21 protein-coding genes are annotated in these 24,151 nt (G+C 42.3%); 18 read left to right on the top strand and 3 right to left on the bottom strand.

Annotation, left to right across the window (positions count from 1 at the left end):
- Window positions 1-26 precede the first annotated feature (26 nt).
- Window positions 27-2,294, bottom strand: coding sequence for a glycosyl hydrolase (locus AC3WJJ_RS10230; protein ID WP_492540251.1), 2,268 nt, complete (start codon window positions 2,292-2,294; stop codon window positions 27-29).
- Window positions 2,295-2,453: 159 nt separating this feature from the next.
- On the opposite strand from AC3WJJ_RS10230, the gene AC3WJJ_RS10225 reads away from it, so the two are divergent.
- From AC3WJJ_RS10225 to bcbE, 5 genes are all read left to right on the top strand, one after another.
- Entirely contained in the window at window positions 2,454-3,098 is a 645-nt protein-coding gene (locus tag AC3WJJ_RS10225) for a phosphatase PAP2 family protein (RefSeq protein WP_492540249.1), read from the top strand.
- 126 nt (window positions 3,099-3,224) lie between these two features.
- Window positions 3,225-4,283, top strand: coding sequence for an FUSC family protein (locus AC3WJJ_RS10220; protein WP_492540247.1), 1,059 nt, complete (start codon window positions 3,225-3,227; stop codon window positions 4,281-4,283).
- Window positions 4,284-4,547: 264 nt separating this feature from the next.
- Window positions 4,548-6,875, top strand: coding sequence for an RNA polymerase recycling motor HelD (helD, locus tag AC3WJJ_RS10215; RefSeq protein WP_492540245.1), 2,328 nt, complete (start codon window positions 4,548-4,550; stop codon window positions 6,873-6,875).
- Window positions 6,876-7,063: 188 nt separating this feature from the next.
- Window positions 7,064-8,770, top strand: coding sequence for a methyl-accepting chemotaxis protein (locus AC3WJJ_RS10210; RefSeq protein WP_492540243.1), 1,707 nt, complete (start codon window positions 7,064-7,066; stop codon window positions 8,768-8,770).
- Window positions 8,771-8,854: 84 nt separating this feature from the next.
- Window positions 8,855-10,144: a bacillibactin exporter BcbE gene (bcbE, locus tag AC3WJJ_RS10205; RefSeq protein ID WP_492540241.1), complete on the top strand. Its 1,290-nt coding sequence runs from the start codon at window positions 8,855-8,857 to the stop codon at window positions 10,142-10,144.
- Between the two features lie 82 nt (window positions 10,145-10,226).
- On the opposite strand, the gene AC3WJJ_RS10200 is transcribed toward bcbE, so the two are convergent.
- Window positions 10,227-11,435 carry an MFS transporter gene (locus tag AC3WJJ_RS10200; RefSeq protein WP_492540240.1) on the bottom strand — a complete coding sequence of 403 codons (1,209 nt, stop codon included), beginning with the start codon at window positions 11,433-11,435 and terminating at the stop codon, window positions 10,227-10,229.
- Between the two features lie 24 nt (window positions 11,436-11,459).
- Window positions 11,460-11,894, bottom strand: a complete 435-nt coding sequence (locus AC3WJJ_RS10195; RefSeq protein WP_492540239.1) for a MarR family winged helix-turn-helix transcriptional regulator — start codon at window positions 11,892-11,894, stop codon at window positions 11,460-11,462.
- A 193-nt stretch (window positions 11,895-12,087) separates the two neighbouring features.
- Between AC3WJJ_RS10195 and AC3WJJ_RS10190 the strand changes: the two genes are divergently transcribed.
- From AC3WJJ_RS10190 to AC3WJJ_RS10130, 13 genes are all read left to right on the top strand, one after another.
- On the top strand, window positions 12,088-12,837 hold the full coding sequence (locus AC3WJJ_RS10190) for a DsbA family protein (RefSeq protein ID WP_492540237.1): 750 nt from the start codon (window positions 12,088-12,090) through the stop codon (window positions 12,835-12,837).
- Between the two features lie 228 nt (window positions 12,838-13,065).
- Window positions 13,066-13,803 carry a glycerophosphodiester phosphodiesterase gene (locus AC3WJJ_RS10185; RefSeq protein WP_492540236.1) on the top strand — a complete coding sequence of 246 codons (738 nt, stop codon included), beginning with the start codon at window positions 13,066-13,068 and terminating at the stop codon, window positions 13,801-13,803.
- Between the two features lie 4 nt (window positions 13,804-13,807).
- Window positions 13,808-15,010, top strand: coding sequence for an SLC45 family MFS transporter (locus AC3WJJ_RS10180; RefSeq protein WP_492540234.1), 1,203 nt, complete (start codon window positions 13,808-13,810; stop codon window positions 15,008-15,010).
- Between the two features lie 164 nt (window positions 15,011-15,174).
- Complete coding sequence (locus AC3WJJ_RS10175; protein ID WP_492540232.1) at window positions 15,175-16,152, top strand: diaminopimelate dehydrogenase; 978 nt, start codon at window positions 15,175-15,177, stop codon at window positions 16,150-16,152.
- A gap of 182 nt (window positions 16,153-16,334) precedes the next feature.
- Complete coding sequence (locus AC3WJJ_RS10170) at window positions 16,335-16,961, top strand: TraX family protein (protein ID WP_492540230.1); 627 nt, start codon at window positions 16,335-16,337, stop codon at window positions 16,959-16,961.
- 27 nt (window positions 16,962-16,988) lie between these two features.
- Window positions 16,989-17,516, top strand: coding sequence for a GNAT family N-acetyltransferase (locus AC3WJJ_RS10165; RefSeq protein ID WP_492540228.1), 528 nt, complete (start codon window positions 16,989-16,991; stop codon window positions 17,514-17,516).
- A 31-nt stretch (window positions 17,517-17,547) separates the two neighbouring features.
- On the top strand, window positions 17,548-17,997 hold the full coding sequence (locus AC3WJJ_RS10160) for a hypothetical protein (protein ID WP_492540226.1): 450 nt from the start codon (window positions 17,548-17,550) through the stop codon (window positions 17,995-17,997).
- Window positions 17,998-18,087: 90 nt separating this feature from the next.
- Complete coding sequence (locus AC3WJJ_RS10155) at window positions 18,088-18,642, top strand: O-acetyl-ADP-ribose deacetylase (protein ID WP_492540224.1); 555 nt, start codon at window positions 18,088-18,090, stop codon at window positions 18,640-18,642.
- A gap of 77 nt (window positions 18,643-18,719) precedes the next feature.
- Complete coding sequence (gene rpiA / locus AC3WJJ_RS10150; RefSeq protein WP_492540222.1) at window positions 18,720-19,397, top strand: ribose-5-phosphate isomerase RpiA; 678 nt, start codon at window positions 18,720-18,722, stop codon at window positions 19,395-19,397.
- Between the two features lie 41 nt (window positions 19,398-19,438).
- The gene (locus AC3WJJ_RS10145; RefSeq protein ID WP_422657390.1) at window positions 19,439-19,888 is read left to right on the top strand and encodes a MarR family winged helix-turn-helix transcriptional regulator; all 450 of its coding nucleotides are present in this window, start codon (window positions 19,439-19,441) and stop codon (window positions 19,886-19,888) included.
- Window positions 19,889-19,928: 40 nt separating this feature from the next.
- The gene (locus tag AC3WJJ_RS10140; protein ID WP_492540220.1) at window positions 19,929-20,354 is read left to right on the top strand and encodes a GNAT family N-acetyltransferase; all 426 of its coding nucleotides are present in this window, start codon (window positions 19,929-19,931) and stop codon (window positions 20,352-20,354) included.
- Between the two features lie 137 nt (window positions 20,355-20,491).
- Entirely contained in the window at window positions 20,492-20,971 is a 480-nt protein-coding gene (locus AC3WJJ_RS10135) for a MarR family winged helix-turn-helix transcriptional regulator (RefSeq protein ID WP_492540219.1), read from the top strand.
- Window positions 20,955-24,116 carry an MMPL family transporter gene (locus tag AC3WJJ_RS10130; protein ID WP_492540217.1) on the top strand — a complete coding sequence of 1,054 codons (3,162 nt, stop codon included), beginning with the start codon at window positions 20,955-20,957 and terminating at the stop codon, window positions 24,114-24,116. Before AC3WJJ_RS10135 ends, AC3WJJ_RS10130 begins: the two co-directional genes overlap by 17 nt.
- The last annotated feature ends 35 nt before the right edge of the window (window positions 24,117-24,151 follow it).

Below are 24,151 nucleotides of genomic sequence, written 5' to 3'. Positions count from 1 at the left end.
GGGCAGATGTAAATTGTTGTTATGGATTAGTCCTTGCTTTCATAAGTAGTGAAACGGTCCGGGGATGCCTGTACCTCTGTGCCGTCGGAGAAGCGCACCGTCTTTATGGAATTGCTCATATTGTACACCACATAAGTTTTATGTCCATTCTTATTAAATACAGCGTATAGGGGGTAGTCCGACGTGATGCTTGAATCTTGAGTACCTAGACTATTAAGCGTCTGAATCCAGTGATACGTATTCGCTTTCGAATTTCCTGGCTCAGGAATCATAGAAGCAGCCTGAGTGTTGAATTGTTTTATCGCTTCTTCCGGATTTGAAATCGCCAAGTACATCATGATGAGATCATTCCACGTCGTAAACTCAGTTCCATTGTTCTCTCTAACCATAGTTGCGTAGTTCTGGGCCGCATAATCAGGATGCTGTGTAAGATAGAGGGAGGACCCCGTGATAGGAAGCCAGTTAACACCATGAACTTCAGCTGGATTTGCTGTCCACATGGTGGAATCTCCCGTAGTTTTGCCACCCCAGATAATACTTCCACTGGAGCGCGTGAATGCTTGAGGGTAATTGGTACCCTCAGTGTCGAACCAGTATTCATTAATGGCATTCATTTCTGTTGTATACAAATAGATTCCTAAGTCTCTCGTATCGATATCTCCTGTTACTTCTCCCCACAGAATAAGAGCAGCCCAAGCATTCATTGATTCCGAAGAGGAGCTGTTGTTATTTCCGTCATTAAATCTCCCATGTCCTGATGACCAAGAATGACCTGCATAGGGATCAAATTGGCGAAGATATGGAAACATAGGATCATTCCTGTCATCGCTCGCGATATCTCGGATCAGGAGGTCGATCATCGGTCCATAATGACTATCTTCGGCCCAGCTTTTGTCTTTACGAGCCAGCTCTGCTGCTGCCTTAAGGAAATATCCATAATGGGCTTGATGGTCGCTGAGCTCCCTGTCTGTACCGTAACTTGCAGGATAACCGATGAGTGATCCCCACACATTGTTATAATAGAACAATTCGGATTGCTTAACATTGCCATATTCATCACTTGCGGTTAACCAGCTCTCCAGACGAGATTTAATCTCATCATAGAACTTGTCCGCGGATGCCGTATCTCCAATCTGTTCAGCGATTGGTGCCAAGGTTGCAAGCTTTCCAAGTCGTTTGCCGATGGAATAGGAGTCTGGAGCACCATAGTAATCTTCACCTGCGGCTTCTTCAATGTACTTAGCCAATGGGGCTCGATCATAGATGCCCTTATCATCTGGTAGGGAAGGGAGGACTCCGTTAAATTTCATCGTTGTTTCAAAAGAATTTCCCTCACCTGTTTTCATTGTTCCGCGAACAGATGGATAGGTGTACGGAAGATTAGCATTAGAGGAGTTCTTCCACTGATGAGGATACATGGCGAAAATCGTGCCATTGCTTAATCCTTCCTTTGCTTCTGTCTTATATGTATAGGTCGTGGTAATTTCACCTGTTGATGCATCGTAATCCCAGTTTGCTTCGGTGTCTGTAACATGCGAATACGCATACTTCTTGAACTTTTCAAGCGTCTGAGGCTTGTTGTCTGGCAGTGCAGCAATCGAGAAGTAATTCTTGCCATTCAATGAATTGGTGAGCTTGGGAGTGCCAATGCCTCTCCATGTACTGCCTGATGGACCAAAGAGTCCATAATGTGCTCCATTTATGCTAACCCCAAGTATCGGACTGGAGGAATTGCCATACCAGATCTTAGGGGAGGATTCAAATGATATGTAAGGATTTCCGTTGTTATAAGTAAAAAATACATAAGGCGATCCATGCCCATAAGTCACCTGCATTGAAGTTGATTCAAAACTATATTTGGCCTTTACGAACCAATCATTATACCCATCCACTTTGGCATCAGGGAATGACTCTGTTTCGGAGTGACCAACCGTAAAGTCACCTGAGGATGTCATTGACCCAGAGATCGCATGAGTATCTGATATAATTCGAGGGCTCGGATTATAAATACGAAATCCCGAGGGCTCGTTTTTGACTGCTAATGGATGCGGGTACTGAGCTTCAGAGTAAGGGTTCCAAGCTAGGCTGCTCCACCATTTATTCGTTGGCATCTTGCCAGCTACATTTGCAGTTCTGTAGATGTCAGCCTGTGCATCCACAGCGGCGTGGGGTACAACATGACTATAAGATCCTGCCCCAGCGTATGTCTCTCCGGTAAATGCATCTGCCGGTGTAGTTAAAGATAATCCTACCATTACACCTATTGCAGCATTAATCCAGCGTTTGTGTTTCATATGAACCTCCCTTGAATGATTCCGAGTAAATCGGTGATAATAATTGAAATTTCAAGAAAATATGAACCTGATTGGAAAGAGCTGTACAAGGGTTATGTAACATGATACTATCTTGTTTCTGACTGATTAATTAGGAGACAAGCGTAAGGAGCGAACTTCATGAGTCAACATCACACATATTCTAATACCCGAATCAGGTGGTTTTGGATCATCTCCATTGTTTCATTAATCGCTTTTGTAGCCATATCCTTATTGGTAATATCGGAAAAAGTAGTTAGTTTCGACAGTTTCTTTATAAAGCTTGTTCGTGGATTTGAGCAGCCTTCCTTAACATGGGTTGCTAAGGGATTCACCTACCTCGGCTCTAATATCCCGATAGTTATTATTTGCCTGGCGATTGTCATATGGATGTACAAAGTGCTGCATCTTCGAAGAGAAGTGATATTTTTTGCAGTTGTGATATTGGGTTCTGCTATGCTAAACGTTATATTAAAAAACATGTTTAGACGTATTAGACCTGATATAAACCGTCTGATTGATATTACAGGATATAGCTTTCCGAGTGGCCATTCGATGGCAGCTTTTACAATGTACGGCATATTGACATACTTGCTGTGGAAAAGCTTCCATACGACTTCTCGTAGAAACATGGTTGTGTTATTATTTAGTGTCATCATTTTGTGCATTGGACTTAGTCGAATTTATCTAGGTGTTCATTATCCAAGTGATGTACTTGGTGGTTATTTGGCAAGCTGTGCTTGGCTGATGTTCTCCATTGGAGTGTATGAGCTTCGGCGGAAGTAGAATTGTATAATATTGCAACGCATAGGGTAATTAGTTCGTATATGAGATGTTTCATAGAAAATAAATGGTGCGTACCCCCATTATACATGATTGGTGGGTAAGAAAATATTTTAAGGAGGGCTGCCAGTGGCCTTTGGTGCAAGAATGTTAAAGACGGGCTTAGCTGTAACTTTAGCCCTCTATCTGACGATGCTGCTAGGGATTTCATCACCGGTCGGAGCTGCAATTGCAGCGATTTTTGCCATGCAGCCTTCAATTTATCGGTCCTGGAAGTATTTCCTGGATCAGCTTCAGACGAGTACGCTAGGTGCGGGGCTTGCGATGCTTGGGGGTTACTTTTTAACGAATCAGCCGATTGCCGTAGGGCTCGTGTGTATTTTAGTCATTATGATCTGTATTAAACTCAATATGGGCGAGACCATTGGTTTAACACTCGTCACAGTTATTTCAGTTATGGAAGCATCCGGACAATGGGACTTTGCCTTTAATCGATTTTTTCTAACGCTGATTGGTATTGTTTCTGCATTTCTAATCAATATTATTGTTTTCCCACCAAAGCCGAGAGAACAGTATTTTAAACAGATTAACAATGTATTTGATAAAATGTCGTTATTATTGCGTACAGCGATTTCACATGAGATTAAGGATACCGTGTACCGTGATGAGATGAACAGCTTAGAAGGAACCATTAAATCCTTAGCAGACAAATACAATTTGTTCGAGGAAGAGCAAAAGAAGCTGAAAAGGGCAAAATATAGCCATTCTAGACAGCTCGTCGTGTATAAGCACTTATTAGTTTCTCTTCAAAAGGGATATGAAGTACTTAATGCTGTGGAGAATCATTATTTTCAGGCGAATCGTACAGAGGAGATTGATGAGCAGTTTGATGCACATCTTGAACAACTCATTAAATTTCATGAACACATTCTGTGGAAATTTGAAGACAAGTTGAAGCCTAATGAGGATGAGGCAGAAATTATGGCTGAGCAGAATCAAGCATTTATGGATCAAGTGATCTGCGGCGCTGGCTCTGAACCTGGAGGATTTCGGATGACCGTTGTGGCTGCAGCCATGTATGATTATGGCCACACATTAGAGCGTCTAAATCGAGTTGCGGATCACATTAGCCGCTTCGTAGAGAAAAAGGATAACGTTGGGGGCATACTAGCATGGCTTAAAAAATAAATGAAGATGCTCTACAACAGTAAACAGGCTGGCATATGGTGCAGCCTGTTTACATTTGAAGGGGAGTATCGTGTGATTTTATTTTTTAGACATAAAAAAACCGGCTAGATTAGCCGACTTCTGGGTATTCATATTGATTATTGTATTATAGACTGTTACAATGGATCTTGGTCTGATCACTTATTTTAATGAGAGCAGTATTAATATATTTCAATTATAGCACAGATCAAACCCAATGTCAACTAAAAATAGGGGGATGAAGAGATGGCGATCAGCGATCAGGATTGGAAGGACGAACAAGCGCGGGTCACGGAAGTCACAGACAAAATTGGTCGAAAAATTACGCAACTTGAGGCAGATGTAGGCTTAGTCCGCGGTGATGTCATTGAGATGCGTAAAGAATTCTGGGATGAAGTGACTGTCAATTTTAGCAATCCCGATGATTTGGGGGAGACGTCAACCAACCTTCGACAGCAATCACAGGTGCTTTCAGAAAGAGAGAGATCCCACCTGCAGTCCAGTAAAGCACTGAAAAAGTATAAAAGACTTGTTTATTCACCCTATTTTGGTCGAATTGATTTTCGAGAAGAAGGAACGAGTCAGGTTGAGCCGATTTATCTTGGGACTGGATCTTTCATGGACTCAGATTCAGATACTTTCCTTGTCTATGACTGGCGTGCTCCAATTTCCAGTCTATATTATGATGGATCTCCAGGAATAACCCACTATGAGACTCCGTCAGGCACTGTTTCCGGAGAGATGAGCTTGAAGCGCCAATTTGTTATCCATGATCGTGTGATTGAAGTTCTCTTCGATACGGGGGTGACGATTGGGGATGAACTGCTTCAGCAAGTGCTAAGTCATAGCGCTGATGATCGCATGAAGAGCATTGTGGCAACGATTCAAAGGGAACAAAATGCTGTGATACGAAATGATAAGACGCGGATGATGATCGTACAAGGAGCTGCGGGTAGCGGAAAAACATCTGCAGCTTTACAGAGGGTCGCGTATTTACTGTATAAATACAGAGAGGTGTTAAGTGCAGATCAGATGATATTGTTCTCACCCAACCCACTCTTTAACAGTTATGTATCAACCGTTCTCCCTGAGCTCGGGGAAGACAATATGCAGCAGACAACTTTCCAATCTTATCTTGAGCATCGTCTTGGCAGAGAATTTGAGTTAGAAGATGTGTTTACACAGACAGAAGTCTTACTGAATGCTCCTGATACACCGGCACATCGTGCCCGTCTAGAAGGAATCACATATAAGTCCTCAGTACCTTATCTTGATGTTATCCGTTCTTATAAAGATTTATTGGAGCGGGAAGGTATGATGTTTAGACCGATCGTTTTTCAAGGTAAAGTGATTGTTAGCGGCGATGAGATGATTCAGCATTTTTATAGCTATGACTCAGCAGTGAAGCTTGCTGGCAGACTCGAATTAATGAAGGAATGGATTCTTAAACGTCTGTCAGATTTTGCACATGAAGAGCGGAAAGAACCGTGGGTTGAAGATCAGATCGAATTAATGGACCCAGATGATTATCACCGGGCGTTCCAGACGCTTCGCCGAAAGCAGAAGAAGAATGAAGTTAGTTTTAATGATTTTGATAAGGAAAGAGAACTACTGGGTCGGATGGTGGTGAGCAATAGGCTCAAGCCTATAAGACGTTGGGTGAAGCGATATCGATTTGTTGATGTTAAAGGCTTATATCGTAAACTATTTGCAGATGAACGGTTATTCCGTCGTTTAGCCGGAAGTGATGCTACCTTGCCTGATTCTTGGAGTGAAGTGTGCAGCCAAACCATGCAAATGATTCAGAATAAAGAAATGTTTTATGAAGATGCAACTCCCTTTCTTTACTTGAAAGAACTTCTGCAAGGCTTCCGTACGAATACAGTTATTCGGCATGTTATTGTCGATGAAGTGCAGGATTACTCTGCTTTTCAGCTGGAGTTTCTAAAGCGACTATTTCCTCGTGCTAAGATGACTGTTTTAGGAGACCTGAACCAAGCCATTTATGCTCATGGTGAAGCGTTAGGTAGCCTGGAGAATTTGGTTAGTCTATATGGAGAGGAAGAGACTGAAGTTATTTCATTGACTCGAAGCTATCGGTCGACCTATGAGATCGTTGATTTTACTCGAAAAATGATTCCAGGAGGCGAAGTAATCGTACCCTTTAATCGACCTGGTGAGGAGCCTCGTGTCATCCCAGTAGATACCGAATCAGAATTAACCAAGTCTGTTATATCTGATATTCGTAATCTTCATGAGAAGGGATACCATTATGTTGCGGTCATATGTAAGACAGAGGCCGAAAGTCTCCGTGTTCACAAACAGTTGTCTGCTGAAATTCCTGTAAGGTTGATTACAAAAAGCACCCCTGCATTTGAGAAAGGAACTTTGGTTGTTCCAGCATACTTGGCAAAAGGTGTAGAGTTTGATGCTGTGATCATCTATAACGGTTCGAATGATGTGTATAACAAAGAGAGTGAACGGAAATTGTTCTATACTGCATGCACGCGTGCAATGCATGAGCTTCATATTTACCATTTAGGTGAGAAGAGTCGCTTCCTTCCTCGTAATTAGGCTAGAGGATGACCTAAATCAGTAATGATTATTAAAGAAATCGTTCCTTTAATGGTTGCTGGATTCTCCAGTAAATAAAGGGCGATTTCTTTTTTTTGTGACAGCTACAACTATTCATTTTCGCCGGAATAATGTCGAAAATATTAAGTGGTCTCAAATACATTACTGAGGGATAGGTGCTTTCACCAATGAAAATCAAAACAAAAATGTTAATCTCCGCAATCATTATGTCAACGGTTATCATGATCATGATCCTGAGTGCATTTATTTCATCTCATAATACGCAGAAGAAGTTTACAACCATTATTGATGTAGACCAGCAGATCGTTCATCATTTAAATGAGATGGAGCTCTACTTTACCGGAATGGCAAATGATGAACGAGGATTTTTGCTTACAGGAGATACTTCATATATAGACTCTTTAAATCAGAAGAGAGAATTGTTTGTTCAGTTAGGTGAAGCGACAAGACCATTGGTGAAAGCAAGTCCTGACGATATGAAGATGTTAGATGATATAGAGTCTGGATTCATTACATATAATACGGCTGTGGATATGGTCTTGAAGAAGGCTGGTATGGATAAGCAGGGAGCTGTGCTCGCTTCATATAGCGAATATCATGATGAGTTTCAGAAAGAAAGAGAGATTCGCAAATCATTTGCTCCTGTTATTTCGAACTTTGTAAATCAAAAATATGTACATATAGAAGAGCGTAAAGAAGCAATCAATACACGTGCTAGTCAGCGAAATAGTATTATTTTGGGAATTGGGATTATCGCTGTCCTCTATTTTTGGTTAAGCAATTTAATCCTCGTTCGTTCGATACAACCGCTGAACCGGATGCGTGAACAGCTACTCACGATTGCAGAAGGCGGTGGGGACCTCGTGACTCGTCTGGATGTACGTTCGAACAATGAGATCAAGGGTGTTGCAGATGCTTACAATAAGTTGATTGAGGGATTTCGGAATCTTGTTATGCAGGTGCAGAAGGCAGCGGATCAGGTGGCTGATTCTACGACCATGCTTAAGTCTAGCGCTGAAGAAATTCACCAAGCGACACAGCATACTTCTGGTATTATGGAGGAGCTTGCCGCTGGAGTTGAGAATCAACTCAAAGATTCTGAAGCTACATCAGCGGTCGTTAATGAAATGGCTCAAGGAATGAATCAGATTTCAAAATCTGCCCAAACTACTGCAGAACTCTCGCAAAAGACGAATCAACTTGCTGGGGAAGGCGATTTAGCGATAGTCCATACCCTTCAGGAGATGGAGAATATAAGAACCATTGTAACGAAATCAGCTGAGGCAGTGCAACGATTGGGTCGCAAAGCTGAAAGTATTGGGACCATGGGTGACGTGATAACAAATGTTGCGACCCAAACAGGGTTACTTTCCTTGAATGCTTCCATTGAGGCCGCCCGGGCTGGGGAACATGGAAGAGGATTTGCCGTTGTAGCGTCGGAAGTGAAAAAACTTGCAGAACAGACATCTGCATCATCAGATGAAATTAGTCAATTTGTGAAGCAGATTCAGCTGGACATCCAGGATATGACGATAATTATGGAAGAGGGATTAAGATCCGTAACGGATGGGATGGAAGTTGCGACTGGAGCTAAAGATGCATTCATGAAGATTGAGCAGTCGATAGGACAACTTAACGACAAGATCACCGAAGTAAGTTCGGGTACGGAACAGCTAAACTATGGAGCAGCTGGAATTGTAACCTCGATCAGTCGAATTACAGAGATTACGGAGACGACGGCAGCTGGCTCTCAAAGCGTAAGTGCTGCAACGGAGGAGCAGCTCGCTTCGATGGAGGAAGTTACTGTTAGCGTACAGACTCTTCATGAGCTATCAGCTCATCTTAAGAAGTTAATGTCTGGATTTAAAGTGTAACAAGCCACCTTTTTGTCATGCATATTATGGGCAAATGAACCCACAATATAAGCAGACGTAAATGATGTTAAAGGTGGTCTTCTCGTGGAAAATAAGAAAAGGGATCTGGTTGCCCTTGCATCCATACCGTTAATTATGACACTCGGCAACTCCATGTTGATTCCTATTCTTCCTCAAATCTCTAAAGAACTGGGTATTAGTTCGTTTATGGTCAGTATGCTGATTACGGTTTATGCAGTTGTTGCTATACTGCTTATTCCTATCGCGGGTTATCTTTCGGATCGATATGGGCGTAAAAAGATCATCATTCCAAGTTTAATCATTGCTGCCGTGGGCGGAGGGGTTTCGGCTGTTGCTGCCTGGATGATGGATGGAATGGGAGCATACAGCGTGATTTTGGCGGGAAGATTGCTTCAGGGTATAGGGGCTGCTGGAGCATTTCCCATCGTTATTCCACTTGTCGGTGATATGTTTAAAGAGGAAGAAGAAGTTAGTAAAAGTCTTGGAATAATAGAGACCTCCAATACGTTTGGTAAAGTAATCAGTCCAATTCTTGGAGCTTATCTCGGAAGTTTAGTTTGGTTTTTACCATTTATCGCTATTCCTGCACTATGTTTAATTTCTATTGTTTTAGTTGTTTTTCTTGTGAAGCCTCCGAAGCTTAAAGAAAATAAGAAATCGATCCGTGAATTTTTAAAGACGACAAAAGAAGTGCTGCATGAAAAAGGGCGATGGCTGTATGCGATTTTTGCAATCGGCGGCATAGCGATGTTTGGTGTATTTGGTGTGTTGTTCTATTTATCAGAGACATTAGAGTCAACATACCAGCTAAAAGGAGTTATGAAAGGACTAGTATTAGCAATACCTCTTGCGGCATTATGTTTGGCATCATTTCTCGCTGGAAAGTTTATCGGGGATAATAAGGTAGGAATGAAATGGACAGCTTTTGTGGGAATGACATTATTGACGGTAGCTCTAATCATTACAGGGTTCAGTGATGAGATTTACTTTGTTGTTGGTTTCATGACTCTGGGAAGCATTGGTATCGGTCTCGCCCTCCCAAGCATGGACACCTTGCTCACGCAGGGAGTGGAGAAGGAGCAGCGTGGTACGATTACATCACTATATAGCAGTATGCGATTTATTGGTGTTTCACTTGGGCCTCCCGTTGTTTCTCTCCTGCTCGGAGCTAATCATTGGGTTTTGTTCAGCGTATTAGCGGCAGTTTCAGCTATAGGTGCCCTCCTTACCTTCTTTGCAGTTAAACCTGAGGAGAAGAAAGAAGAGGAGGATAAAGACAATGGTCCTCACCAGATGGAATTTAAGAAGCAAAAGCGTTCTCCTTTAGGAAACAAAAACCTTGCCCGTAAGTAGGCAAGGTTTTTGTTTGTGTAATCTATCCGGTGCAAAGTAAGGGCTTCAGAACGAGATCTGATGTTAATGCCTTTTGTTTAAGTTAGATAGATGAGGTAGAATCAGTTTTTCTCCGAGAAGCCGATTTACAGACCAGAGCTACGATATAAATAATGACTACTAAAAGGACGGCAATGGCAGAATAACGGTACATGACCGTATAACTTGAGAACCGCGCTATTGTGCCTAGAACCATAGCGCCGATAGCGACACCAAAGTCGAGTGAGTTCAGGAAGGTACCATTTGCCATCCCGCGTTGTTGTGGTGGAACCTCCTGGATCATCCAAGTTTGAAGTGATGGCTGCATAGATCCGAACCCAAGACCATAACAAAGTGCAGATAGAAGTAGGCCGCTTGTAGTTGTTGCATACGTAAGAAGTATTAATCCCGCAACCATGAATAGTGCTCCTGGGATGAGAATAGCTTTATGTCCATACCGATCATATAGTCTTCCAGATACAGGCCGAATCAGAATAATTGCTAGTGCGTTGAACAAGAAGAAATATTGAGGATTGGATAGATTAACCTCTTTTCCGTACAATGCCAAGAAGCTGAGGAGTCCACCATAAGTGATGGATGTCAGAAAATTCAACACTGCAGGGAGAAGGAGACGGCGCATGACTGTACCCTTCTTGCCATCTTGTATTGTTGCTGGCGCAGGTTCTTTATGTCGTTTTGGTGTTCTTGAAGTCAGTAGAAATGCTAACGGAAAGATAAGAATATTAATGGCTGATGTTATAAAGACAAGTGGGGTGAAACCACCACCTTGAAGTAAAGTCAATCCAATCATCGGACCAATGGACATGGCTAGTGTCGTTGATAACCCGAAGTATCCCATGCCTTCGCCTAGTCGTTTTGCAGGAATAATATCCGAGGCCATGGTTGGAAAGGATGTACTGGTCATACCAAAGCCGAGGCCGAATAATACACGCATGAGCAGCAGAAAACCAATGCTGGATGCAGCGTAATATCCCAGTATGGCAAGTAAGGAAATGAACAATCCGATATAAAGAAGCTGACGTCGTTTTCCTTTTTCAAGGGCTTTACTAGAGAACAATCTCGAGGCGATAGCACTGAATGCAAATAAGCTGGTAATTAAGCTTACCTGAGTTGGACTGGCCCCGAACGCTTCTTTTGCATAAGCGGGAAGTGTGGTTAACAGCATCTGAAGTGTAAGGAATAGAAACAGGTTACTTACAGTTAGTGTTATAAATTCTTTGGTCCATAGTTTGTTATTAAGTTCATGGTTCATGAAGTATCAAATCTCCTGTTATGTTTATTTCGCTTCGAGGTTGGCATTCATCCGGGAGAGGATATCCTTAAATATCTTCATCTCACTCGGATCAATGCCTTCGGATATCTGATGACTGCATTCATGCTCGATCGGAGTAGTAATTGCGAGTAGATCTTCACCAGCTTTTGTAACGTGCAGCAGAAAGGCTCTTCGGTCTTGAGGGGACACCTCTCTCCGAATAAGTCCTTTTTTTGCTAATAAATCGAGTATTCTAGTCGTAGTAGGCTGATCTTTATCTGCTCTGGTTGCAACTTCTTTTTGATTTAGTCCCTCACTGAGCGCAATCTGATTGAGAACAGACCACTGTTCAGGTGTAATATCAAAGGGTTTTAATTTACTCAAGAATAGGTTTGAGGCTCGGCGATATGTATATCCAAGCTGAAAACCGATGGAATGATTGTCTTCAGGTATCTTCAAGAAACACACCAGCTTTCATTAAAATATAAATAGTTGTCTAGACAATTATATGTTAAACAAGTTAGTATGGTCAATAACCTGTGCATAATAATGATTATTAGAAACTTTGGATTAAGAGAGATATGTCCTAGGTTAAGCACGTTGTAGTTATTTATAATTTTGGTATCAAAAATATTGGAGGGGGAAGACAAGCTTGGGAGAAAGTAAACGCAAAAATCCGTTAGATCAGGGTACACATCGTAATAAATCAGTACAAAAAACAGCTTCTTCTCGTAACAAGACCTATATAGGGATCATCATCAGTCTTATTGTTATTGCGGCGATGACTGCCTTGATCGTAATGAATAACAAATCTGAAGTGGAGTATCCTGATTTATCGAAAGTTCAAGCAGGTGATACACCTGAAGATTTTGATGTTCAGAACCAGCCTGTCTTAGGTGATGTGAATGCTCCGATTCAGATCGTAGAATTTTCGGATTATAAATGTCCTTATTGTAAGATTTGGACAGAGGAAGTATTTCCTAGACTAAAATCGGAGTATATCGATACTGGAAAAGCCAATTTTGTTTATGTTGATATGGCATTTCTCGCTCCAGATTCCGTCATGGCTGCATTAGCGGGAGAGACATTATTTCAGATGAATCCCGAATACTTCTGGACATACCACGAGCTTATGACTGAGCGGCAGGGTGACAAGCATACGGAATGGGCGACTTACTCTTTCATTACGAAATTGGTTGAGAAGGAAATGCCTGAAGTGCCTCTCGAGCAGTTTAAAGCGGATTTGAAGTCAAAGAAATATATACAGAATGTAAAACGAGATTTGGATATTGCCGATAAACAAGGTGTGAATGGGACTCCGACCGTTTTTGTGAATGGAGTGAAATTTGAAGAGCCGAACTTTGAAGATATAAAAGCATTTATTGATCAAAACACCAAGTGAACTTAGTCTAACAATCCAGGTACTGCAGAGTGCATGGATTGTTTTTTTTCTCAAAAATCGCCTTCGTTTGGTTGCGCTTACAAGGGTTTATGGGGCAGATGTGGAATATGGAAAGTAGAGAATGAATAACGTACGATATATTCTTCTCTTATTAAACACAGCCTTAACACTTGAAGGCTATGATAGAAGGTATAAATTCTTAAAGACAATTCAGGAGGAATTTAAAAAATGACTCAAATCATCAACTTCGCACACCGAGGTGCTTCGGCTGTTTGTCCAGAGAATACGATGGTTGCGTTTCGTAAGGCATTGGAGCTAGGTGCAACGGGAATTGAAACCGATGTCCAGATGACAAAGGATGGAAAGCTTGTTCTCATTCATGATGAATCGGTAAATCGTACAACGAATGGACAAGGATTGGTTAAAGATTATACATTTGATGAAATTCAGCAGCTCGATGCGGGATCTTGGTTTCAAGAATCATTCCGTGGGGAGCATCTTCCGTCACTTGAGGAACTACTTCTGCTAACAAGAGATAAAGAAACAATAATCAATATTGAACTAAAGAATGGAATTATTCAATATCCTGAATTAGAGGAGCGGGTTATCGCTACCATTCGTAGCTTCGGGATGGAGGATCGGATTGTCATTTCCAGCTTTAATCATTACTCACTTGTAAAATGCAAGTCGATTGCCCCAGAAATTCGCACAGGTATTTTGTACATGGAGGGGCTATATGAGCCATGGGAGTACGCTAAGACGGTTTCGGCAGATGCACTGCATGCGAATAAGTATGCGGTCCTGCCAGAATGGGTAGAAGAAGCGAAGGCAAACGGAATTGTGTATCACCCTTTTACCGTGAATGATTCTGAGGAAATGAAGCGTCTGATTGTAGCTAAAGTGGCTGGTATTATTACCGACCATCCAGATCGGCTACATCACTTGCTTCAGATCGAAGGAGCGTAAATAAGTGAAAAAAACGTGGCTGCTCGGGTTTGGTTTTTTCAGTATCAGTATTACTTGGGCCTTATATAATGCGTTTGTACCTTTTTTCCTTGAAGGTTACATCTCTAGCGTGGCGATGATCGGTTTTGTAATGACCATTGATAATTATTTTGCTCTGTTCTTACAGCCATGGATAGGCATCAAAAGTGATCGGACGCATACGAGGTTCGGGAGACGTATGCCGTTCCTGCTTATCGGAATGCCACTCGGTGCTTTATTTACAGCCTTCATACCGTTCCATACTGGGATATTTACATTAATATTGTTCATGATGCTGATGAATCTTGCGATGAGCCTCTACCGCTCACCAACCGTAGCGCTTATGCCTGATATCACGGCTGAGAAGAACAGAACTCGTGCTAACGGAATTATTAACTTTATGGGGGGGCTTGGTTCAATTCTGGCTTTCGGTGTCGGGTCAATACTGTATAAGGCGAATCCATCCTTTCCATTTTTAGCAGCTGCTTGTGTTACGCTCATTTCATTATTTATATTGTTGCGGTTTATTCAAGAAAGGCGTGATGCGCCTGGTTATGCGGCCCAGACTGAAATGAAGACGAAAGTTTCATTAAAAGGGCAGTTAGATCGTACAACGATTTTTTTACTGGCTGCTATTTTCTTTTGGTTTGTAGGTTATCAAGGTGTAGAAACGTTGTTCACTTTGTATGGCAAAAATGAGATGGGGCTAACGGAATCAGAAGCTTCCTTCTCGTTGACATTCTTCTCTCTGGCCTTCGTGCTTTTCGCCATTCCAAGCGGACTGCTTGGCAGTAAGTTTGGGAAGAAACGAGTTATTCTTACGGGCGTTACTGGATTATTTGTTGTTTTTGCACTCGTTCCATTCATTAATTCCCTGCTTGTGCTACGGATTTTATTGATTATTGGGGGACTGTTCTGGGCATGCATTAATATTAATTCCTATCCGTTCATCGTATCGACAGGCTCTGAGAAGAGTATCGGGACGCGTACTGGCTTGTACTATCTGGTGTCTTCGTTAGCAGCTATTTCCTCTCCACCATTGCTTGGACAGCTTATTGATGTATTTGGCTACTCGATCTTATTCTATTGTGCAGCAGGCAGTATGCTTATCGCCTTATTCTGTGTATCTATGATTCGTCATCCGGAAACAATTCGTCGTTCTAAGCCAAATGCGACACTTCATCCATGATGAATTCGTAAGCTGATCACTAATCGTTTTTAACGTATAAAGCTATAGTTTGATTCCACATGGATATTTAGACGGAAAGTTTGTACTTCTATGCTGGTAATTGTTTAAATATTACGAAACTCTTGGTACAATAGCGAAAGTTAAAGATTTAGAGGAGGCGTAATATGACACACAAGATAAGAGTGGGGATTGTAGGATACGGAAATTTGGGCCGCGGGGTTGAAAAAGCCCTTAAGCAAAATGCTGATTTCGAATTAAAGGCTGTATTTTCTCGTCGGGATCCACAGGGTGTTTCCTCTGAGGCTACAGCAGTACACATATCTGAACTAGATAACTATAAAGAACAAATTGATGTTTTAATTCTTTGCGGTGGTTCGGCAACAGATTTACCGGAACAAGGTCCAGCTTTGGCAGGAAAGTTCCATACGGTAGATAGCTTTGATACCCATGCCAAGATCCCTGCTTACTATGAGAGTGTAGATGCAGCTGCTCGTGAAGGTGGCAAGGTTAGCGTCATCTCCACGGGTTGGGATCCAGGCCTGTTCTCTTTGAACAGATTGCTTGCAGAAGCAGTGCTTCCAGAAGGTAATGAGTATACTTTCTGGGGTAAAGGCGTAAGCCAAGGACATTCCGATGCGATCCGTCGCGTCACTGGTGTTAAGAATGGTGTACAATACACCATTCCTCGTGAAGAGGCAATTCAGCGTGTTCGTAGTGGTGAGAACCCTGAACTAAGTACGCGTGATAAGCACCTACGTGAATGTTTCATCGTAGCTGAGGAAGGTGCAGATACAGCAGCAATCGAAACTGAAATCAAAGAAATGCCGAACTATTTCGCTGACTATGATACTGTGGTGAACTTTATCAGTGAGGAAGAGATGAAACGAGATCACTCCTCGATGCCACATGGTGGTATGGTTCTTCGCAGTGGCCGGACGGGCGAGAATAATACACAGATTATTGAATTCGGCCTGACACTGGACAGTAATCCTGAGTTTACTGCAAGCGTGCTTGTTGCTTATGCTCGTGCTGCTTATAAGCTTGGACAAGCTGGCGATGCTGGAGCGAAAACCGTGTTTGATATTCCATTTGGCATGCTTTCTCCTCATTCACCAGCAGACCTTCGTAAGAGACTTTTGTAATACACGCTATATAACGAAGTAAGGCAAGCTCGTGCCCATTAATGGGTACGAGCTTTTTTTACAATTAAAGACTCAGATTCATTCGTGACGAAATGAACTTGCAGAGGATCATAAAGAAACTCATAATGGAAAGGGTGAAATGGAAATAAGCCTTTGAAAGTATAATCAGAGGAGGAACTCTTGTGCAGCTACTAGCGATGCTAACCATGCTCATGGATCATGTTGGACTTGTCTTTTTTCCAGAGCAAGAGATATGGAGAATTATAGGGCGAATCGCCTTTCCTTTGTATGTTTACGCCTTAGTTCAAGGGTATATCCGTACATCATCAAGATCTCGGTACATCATGCGACTTGGTGTCATTGCGTTGTTATCACAGATACCTTATCAATTAGCGTTAGACTCATCAGGTCTAAATGTGGTTGTGTCTCTTCTAGCTGGTGTATTCGTGCTTCTGATATTAGATCGCACTGAATCTTTGCTAATTTCCGTTCTGATTGTAGCTGTGGCAAGTTTTATCATGGATTTCATTCCTTTTGATTATGGAGCTTATGGTCTATTATTAATCTTGATTTTCCGGTACGCACCGGTACACTTGCTGGTTCGGTGGCATTTCTTGTTAAATATTCTCTTCTTGTTCTTAAACGGTTGGGTTCTACAATTGTGGAGCATCCTGCCGACAGTTATTTTCGTATATGGTGAAGTATTATGGAGACGATTAGAATTGCTACGTGTACGTTCCTGGCTATGGAGATCGTTTTATCCGGTTCATTTGTCACTGCTGGCTATTTTGCAATGGTGGAAGTACTAATCAAAATGGTTAACGGAGGGTGGTAAGATGGTAACGATTCGAGAAATGACATCTCAAGAAGGAAGGAAAATCTCAGAAATTGATCGTTCTGAGTTTATTAATTGTATATACGTGGACAATCAAGGTGAACTTATTAAAATTGAAAAGGCTCACGAGTGCCCCACGTGGGATGAAGAAACGATGGAACAGCTTATTAAGCGATTCACTTTAGAACTCGAACAAGGTGGAAAAGGTTATGGGGCGTTTGAAGGCGAGCGTTTAGTTGGTTTTGCTGTACTTGGTCATCTAAAAAGAGGTCCTCTTAAAGACCGATTACAGGTTGATCTGATGTATGTAAGCCGTAAGTTCCGAAGACAAGGAATAGGGACCTTATTGATGAAGGAATTAAGCCAATCCGCCAAAGATCTAGGAGCTTCTTATCTTTATATATCTTCAACTGAGACGGAATCAGCAGTTGGATTCTACACATCAAATGGAGGCATCCTCACAGCAGACAAAGATCCGGAGTTGTTTGAGCTTGAGCCGAAGGATATTCATCTGATTATTAGGCTTTAAATACAAGGTTTATACATAAGGAGAGGTTTGAATGCTTTGGTTTGGGATCGTGGTATGTGTACTGATGTTGGGCATTTCGGGCTACTTGGCTTATCGAAATTCAAAATTGATTGCCGAGAAGAAGCAGGGAGCATACATTTCAGTGCCTCCAGCTGAATATACAGTTTATATGACAAAAGTATTTACGGAAGAGGACCGAAGGACCATGGTACCGCTGGGCTCTTTAGAGTATCATGATCTGAATGGAATGATGAGGGTAATCTTATGCCGAGTTACAGATGAAGACCGTGGTGATTTGAAGTTAGAAGAGGCGGGAAGTATTCTCATAAATCACATACAACAATCCCTTCATAAAGGAACATTTAGAACTTATCACACAGAAGAAGGCTCTTTACAAGGTCAAGCGGAAATGCAAATGGCAGACCGGATTGCTCAAGTTGTCGGTAGTGAGCTACAACTCACACATACTAATACCAAATAAAAAGCTGCTGAAAAAACACAGATTGAAGTTCGGGTCAAACGGCCCTTTGCTGGGGTAATGAAGGAAAAAGGCCGAAAGGAGATTTTCCGAATGAAAACTGTAATGATCGGAAACACAAGGATCTCCGTCTTATCAGGTGATATTACAACTTGGAAGGGCGATGTAATCGTTAATGCAGCAAATTCCGGCCTATTGGGCGGAAATGGTGTTGACGGCGCCATCCACAGAGCTGGTGGGCCTGAGATTATGGAGCAGTGTAAAGAAATACGTAAGCTCCAGGGAGGTTGTCCTCCGGGACATGCGGTTATAACGGGTGCTGGAAATTTGGATGTGAAGCATGTTATTCATACCGTCGGTCCTATTTGGGAAGGAGGAGGACGTGGTGAAGCGTTAACCCTGGCGGATTGTTATCGTAGCAGCTTACAGCTGGCGAATGAAGTAGGCGCGCGCACCATTGCTTTCCCTAATATAAGCACTGGTATTTATGGGTATCCCAAATCTCCAGCTTGTGACGTTGCATTGAAAGCGGTATCTGAATTACTGCAAGTCGAACCGCAGGACCATCGGGTTGAGCAGATTGATTTTGTATGTTTTGAAATGGATAATGTTGAATTATATATGCGTTGGCTTGAACGTTTTGAATAACATGGTCGTTATGATTATCGGGGCTAGCCAAGGCAGCCCCGTTTATATTTTAAGAACAAATAAGGAGATCAATCAACATGAATAAGAAGAAAAATGCTGCAGAAAAAGCGGTTCAGTACGTACGTGATGGAATGAAGATTGGGCTTGGAACCGGCTCAACGGCATACTTTGCAATCGTACGAATTGGAGAATTAGTTAAGGAAGGGCTTCGGGTTCAAGCCGTAGCAACATCCACAGCATCAGAAAGATTAGCTGTCCAGCACGGGATACCATTGATTCCTTTTCACCAGATCGATAGGCTGGATTTAACCATTGACGGTGCGGACGAGTTAGATTCTCAGCTACGACTAATTAAAGGAGGTGGCGGAGCGCTATTACGCGAGAAGATAACTGCATTTCATAGCGATCAGCTGCTCATCGTGGCAGACGAGAGCAAGGTTGTAGATCGACTTGGGAACTTTCCTCTGCCCGTTGAAATTGTCCCGTTTGCAAGTGAATGGACATTGTCTGCCTTAGAGCAGCTAGGGTGCAAAGTGCAGATTCGAAAGAGTGAATCGAATAATTTGTATATTTCCGATAATGGAAATTATATAGTTGATTGTAATTTTGGTATAATAAACTCTCCTGAACAGCTGCAGAAGCAATTAAAGGAGATTCCGGGTGTTGTTGAGCATGGTTTGTTTATTGGTATGGCAGACAGGGCTTTTATTGGACATGAAGACGGCTCTGTTGTTGTTATCGACCGAACCACGTAACACAACAACAAAGAGTAGATAATTTCGGAGGTTATAGGAGCATGTCAGATAAGCATGAACACGAAGAATTGTCATTATATTTACTAGTAGTGCTTTCACGAGCTTATAATTCAGTGATGGCTCATTCGAATCGAAGTATTCAAAGTCATGGTCTGAACTCAACGGAATTTGGTGTACTGGATGTGCTCTATCATAAGGGACCACAGCCACTTCAAAAAATCGGTGAGAAGGTCCTGATTTCGAGCGGGAACATTACATATGTAGTGGACAAGTTGCAGAAAAAAAATCTGCTCATCAGAAGAGCTTCAGCAGAGGATCGCCGGGTGATTTATGCTGAATTGACCGAGGAGGGTACTGCTTTTTTTGAGGGAATCTTCGCGGGTCATAAGAATAAGATCGTTAATGCAGTAAGTGGACTATCTGATGAAGAGAAAGAACAAGCAGCAGCGTTGCTTCGGAAGCTCGGGACAACGGCAGAGGAACTACTGTAGCTGTAACACAGGAATTTATTGTAGAAATGGAGATTGGATGATGATAAAAGAAATTTCCTCTCGACTAGATGATCTGGAAGTAAAGGAACTGCTCGCTTATGCTGTCTTTCCAGATCCAGAGAGAATGGATCAAGCCGTTGAGGCATATCGTAAACCGAATGGTCTAGATTTATATGGCTATGAGGAAGATGACGTACTAGTCGGCATTATTGGTGTCGATGCTAGTGAGGGTGAACTGACGATTAAGCATATTGCAGTAACACCGGAAAACCGAGGAAAAGATTACGGACGGGGAATGATTTTGGAGCTGATGCTTCAGCTAAAGCCTGTACGGGTGATCGCAGAGACGGATGAAGAATCTGTAGGTTTCTACCGCAGTATTGGATTTGAAATATATAGTCTAGGGGAACTTTACCCTGGTGTAGAGCGTTATCGTTGCGTTTATGAAGTGGAAGAAGAAGAGTAAAGTTATGCAGTAACGAACAACCGGCAGTCTCATGGAGGCATGCTGGTTTTTTTATTGTTTAAATTTGACAATGCCGTCTTGGGATAATATAGTTTTATCATTGAATAGTTTTATTAGTGAACTAATTGGACAGGGGGGTGAATGAGATCGAACTTCGAAACGCGGAAAGTTGGATCAAGCGATATATTGCAGCGGACATGATGGTGAACCGACGTATTCTTGCCGATACCAGAGATGGCATCAATGTGGATTTAACAAGAGAACAATTTCAAGTGATGTGCCTGATCCGCAGTAATGAACGATGTACGTCTACTTTTTTGGCTGACTATCTGTTTGTGGGTAAGAGCTCCATTACAGCCATTGTGAACCGGATGGTAGAACGAAACTGGATTGAGAGATCTCGGGATGAGGATGATCGAAGAGTCGTCTATTTAACGCTAACCGAAGCCGGACATCGTGTGCATGAACAAGCAGAACTGCATTTACAGTCGCTTGTGGCTTCCTATTTAACTCATTTTAATGAAAATGAAGTGGAGCATTTTATTACGCTATATGAAAAATTGGCTCGATTAATGCAGGAACATGGAGGGGATCAAGAGCGTGAGAGCGATACTTAAAGCAAAGTGGGCAGTCATTGCAGTGTGGTTGGTGGCAACCGTTGTGTTGATGTTTACAGCGCCTTCAATGACTGAGCTTGTCCGAGAGAAAGGGCAGCTTTCTGTTCCGGATGGATACTCATCGACCCAGGCTGCTGCGATGTTGAAAGAGATGAACGCAGCACAGAGTGGAGAACATCTTGTTCAATCAGCTATGGTATTTTACGCATCTAATGGTCTAGGTGAAGAAGGGAAGAATAAGGTCAAGCAAGCTGTGACCGAATTAAAATCAAAAAGGGATGATTTAAGCATTGATACAATCATGAATCCTTTTGATGAGCCAACACTTGCAGACAAAATGATATCCAAAGATGGCAAGACGATGATGGTTGCCATCTCTTCTGACATGGATAAGTTGCCTGTGAATGAGATGAGATCTAAGGTTCATGAAGCGCTTGGCGATATCGGAGTAGAATATTATCTTACGGGCAATGAATTGATTAATGAAGATACCATTCAAGGCTCGGAAGATGGACTTAAGAAGACGGAATACATAACAATCATATTTATTCTCGTCATCCTTTTTGCAGTGTTTCGTTCTATAATAGCCCCATTTGTTCCCTTGCTGACTGTAGGAATAAGTTACCTTGTATCTCAGTCTATTGTAGCTTTTTTGGTGGATACTGCTGATTTCCCTTTGTCTACCTTTACACAAATTTTTATGGTTGCGGTCATGTTCGGAATCGGTACGGACTACTGTATTCTGTTAATCAGTAGATATAAGGAAGAATTAATGCGTCAGGAGGATACGGTATCTGCGATTGTAGAAACTTACAGAACCGCGGGTAAAACGGTGTTCTTCTCTGGTCTTGCTGTATTTATTGGATTCTTATCCATAGGTTTTTCTCAATTTATATTGTATCGTTCTGCAGTAGCAGTGGCTGTTGGAATTGCAGTGATGCTTATAGCACTGTTTACCGTTGTACCTTTCTTTATGGCGGTGTTAGGTAATAAGTTATTCTGGCCGTCAAAAGGTTCGTTAGAGCACAAAGAAAGTAGAGTATGGGGGATAGCTGGTAAGTTCTCGCTAAAACGCCCATGGGCTGCTCTTCTCATCGTAGCTGCCATCTGTGTTCCTTTCCTGATTTCGTATAACGGGCAATTGTCGTTCAACAGCATGGAAGAAATCAGTGAAGATTATGAATCTGTAAGAGGATTTAATCTGATTGAGGCAGGATTCGGAGCAGGACAGTCTATGCCAGCAACGATTGTTATGAAGAATGATGACCGGATGGATACCGGTGAATATATGGCTTTGACAGAAAGAATATCTAGGGAGATTCTGAAGGTAGATGGTGTTGAATCTGTACGTAGCTTGTCGCGACCAGCTGGTGATGAGATTAAAGATTTCAGAGTAACTGAGCAAGTAGGCGCTTTGAATGATGGACTGGACCAGACAACGGATGGATTAACCCAAATTCAGAAAGGATTGTCTGAGGCAAGTCGCCAGCTAAGTCAGAATGAACCTAAGCTGAAAGAAGCAGCAGCGAGTAGCGGCAAGCTGACACAGGGTACTGCTGATTTGGGGCAGGGGATTGGGCAGTTAGGAGATGCTCTGAAACAAATTCAGAAAGGCATCCAAAGTGGCTCTATGGGTGTATCTGAGCTAAAGAGTGGTCTTCAGACTGCTAAGAAGAGCGCAGATCAGCTGGTGGCCGCTAATCAGGAATTGTTAAAAGGCTATACTGATGCAGCTCAAGGTGTGGGCGCTTTAAGCGAGGCTATGAAAACGATATCGGGACAGCTAAGTGGTGTTGCTAAAGCGCTGGACGGACTCGAAGCTTCTTTTAGAAACTTAGAGACATCGATACCGGAACTGCTTCAAAATAAAGATTATTTAACGATTCGAGGAACAGTAGAAGAGACAGGTAAAGGTTCCTCACAACTTGCCTCTGGTCTTACTCAAATACAAAAGCAGACCAAACAAGCAGCAGACGGGCTTGGTAAGGCGAATAAAGGCTTTGCAACTGCGATAGCTGGTCAACAAGCTCTAGGTAAAGGACTCGATCAGTTGATCGTTGGTATGAATGCTTTACAACAAGGACTGGAGCAAGCGACTGCAGGCCAAGGTCAGGTTATTCAGAAGATTCCATCCATTGAGAACGGTTTGGAGCAGTTAAGAGGAGGACAACAACAGATCGTTGAAGGATTTGATCAATTAGCGGGCCAGCTTGGACAGTTGACGGATGGTCTTGATCAAAGTGTGGATGGACTTGGGAAGATTAGCGGTGGGTTAACCACAGCACAAGATTATCTTGCACAGATTCAAGCTGCTCCGGATCAAGAGCTGAGCGGTTTCTTTATACCTCAGGAGGCGCTTGATAATAAAGACATGGAGCGTGCGTTTGATATCTACTTGTCACCTGATCGTAAAATGATGACTATTGATGTGGTTTTCGCAGGGAATCCTTATGCGGCACAAACTTTGGACAGTATTAACAATATCGAAGATGCGGTAATCCGTGCCGTCAAAGGTACGAAGCTTGAGAATGCAGAGCGGGCGATTAGTGGAGTGACGAGTACGTATGCGGATTTGAAGAAGATCTCGGATGAAGATTATAACCGGACTGTAATCCTGATGGTAACCGGAATACTACTTATTTTAATTGTTCTTCTACGTTCCATTATAATGCCGCTATACCTGTTATTCTCATTATTAATTACCTACTACGTATCTCTAGGTATAACGGAATTTGTATTTGTTGATCTGCTCGGTTATTCCGGTATAAGCTGGGCAACTCCTTTCTTTGGATTTGTTATGCTTACGGCGCTTGGTGTAGATTACAGCATATTCCTTATGGATCGGTTTAACGAGAATAAGACGATGAACGTACAAGATGCAATACTTCATGCGATGCGAAACATGGGTACGGTTATACTATCTGCTGTCTTAATATTAGGTGGTACATTTGCAGCGATGTATCCATCCGGCGTACTCTCTATGATGCAGATTGCTACGGTTGTATTAAGTGGGCTTATACTCTATGCTCTGTTGTTCTTGCCGTTCTTTGTACCCGTGATGGTGAAAATGTTCGGTAGAGCGAATTGGTGGCCATTCAGTGGTGCCCGTCAACAGGAACAACAACAAAATAACGTACACTTATAATCATGATTGCACTCATCCTTGCTCAGATTCTTACA

Source organism: Paenibacillus sp. FW507-14B1B (assembly GCF_058781425.1).
This window is presented reverse-complemented; position numbering and strand designations above follow the sequence as displayed.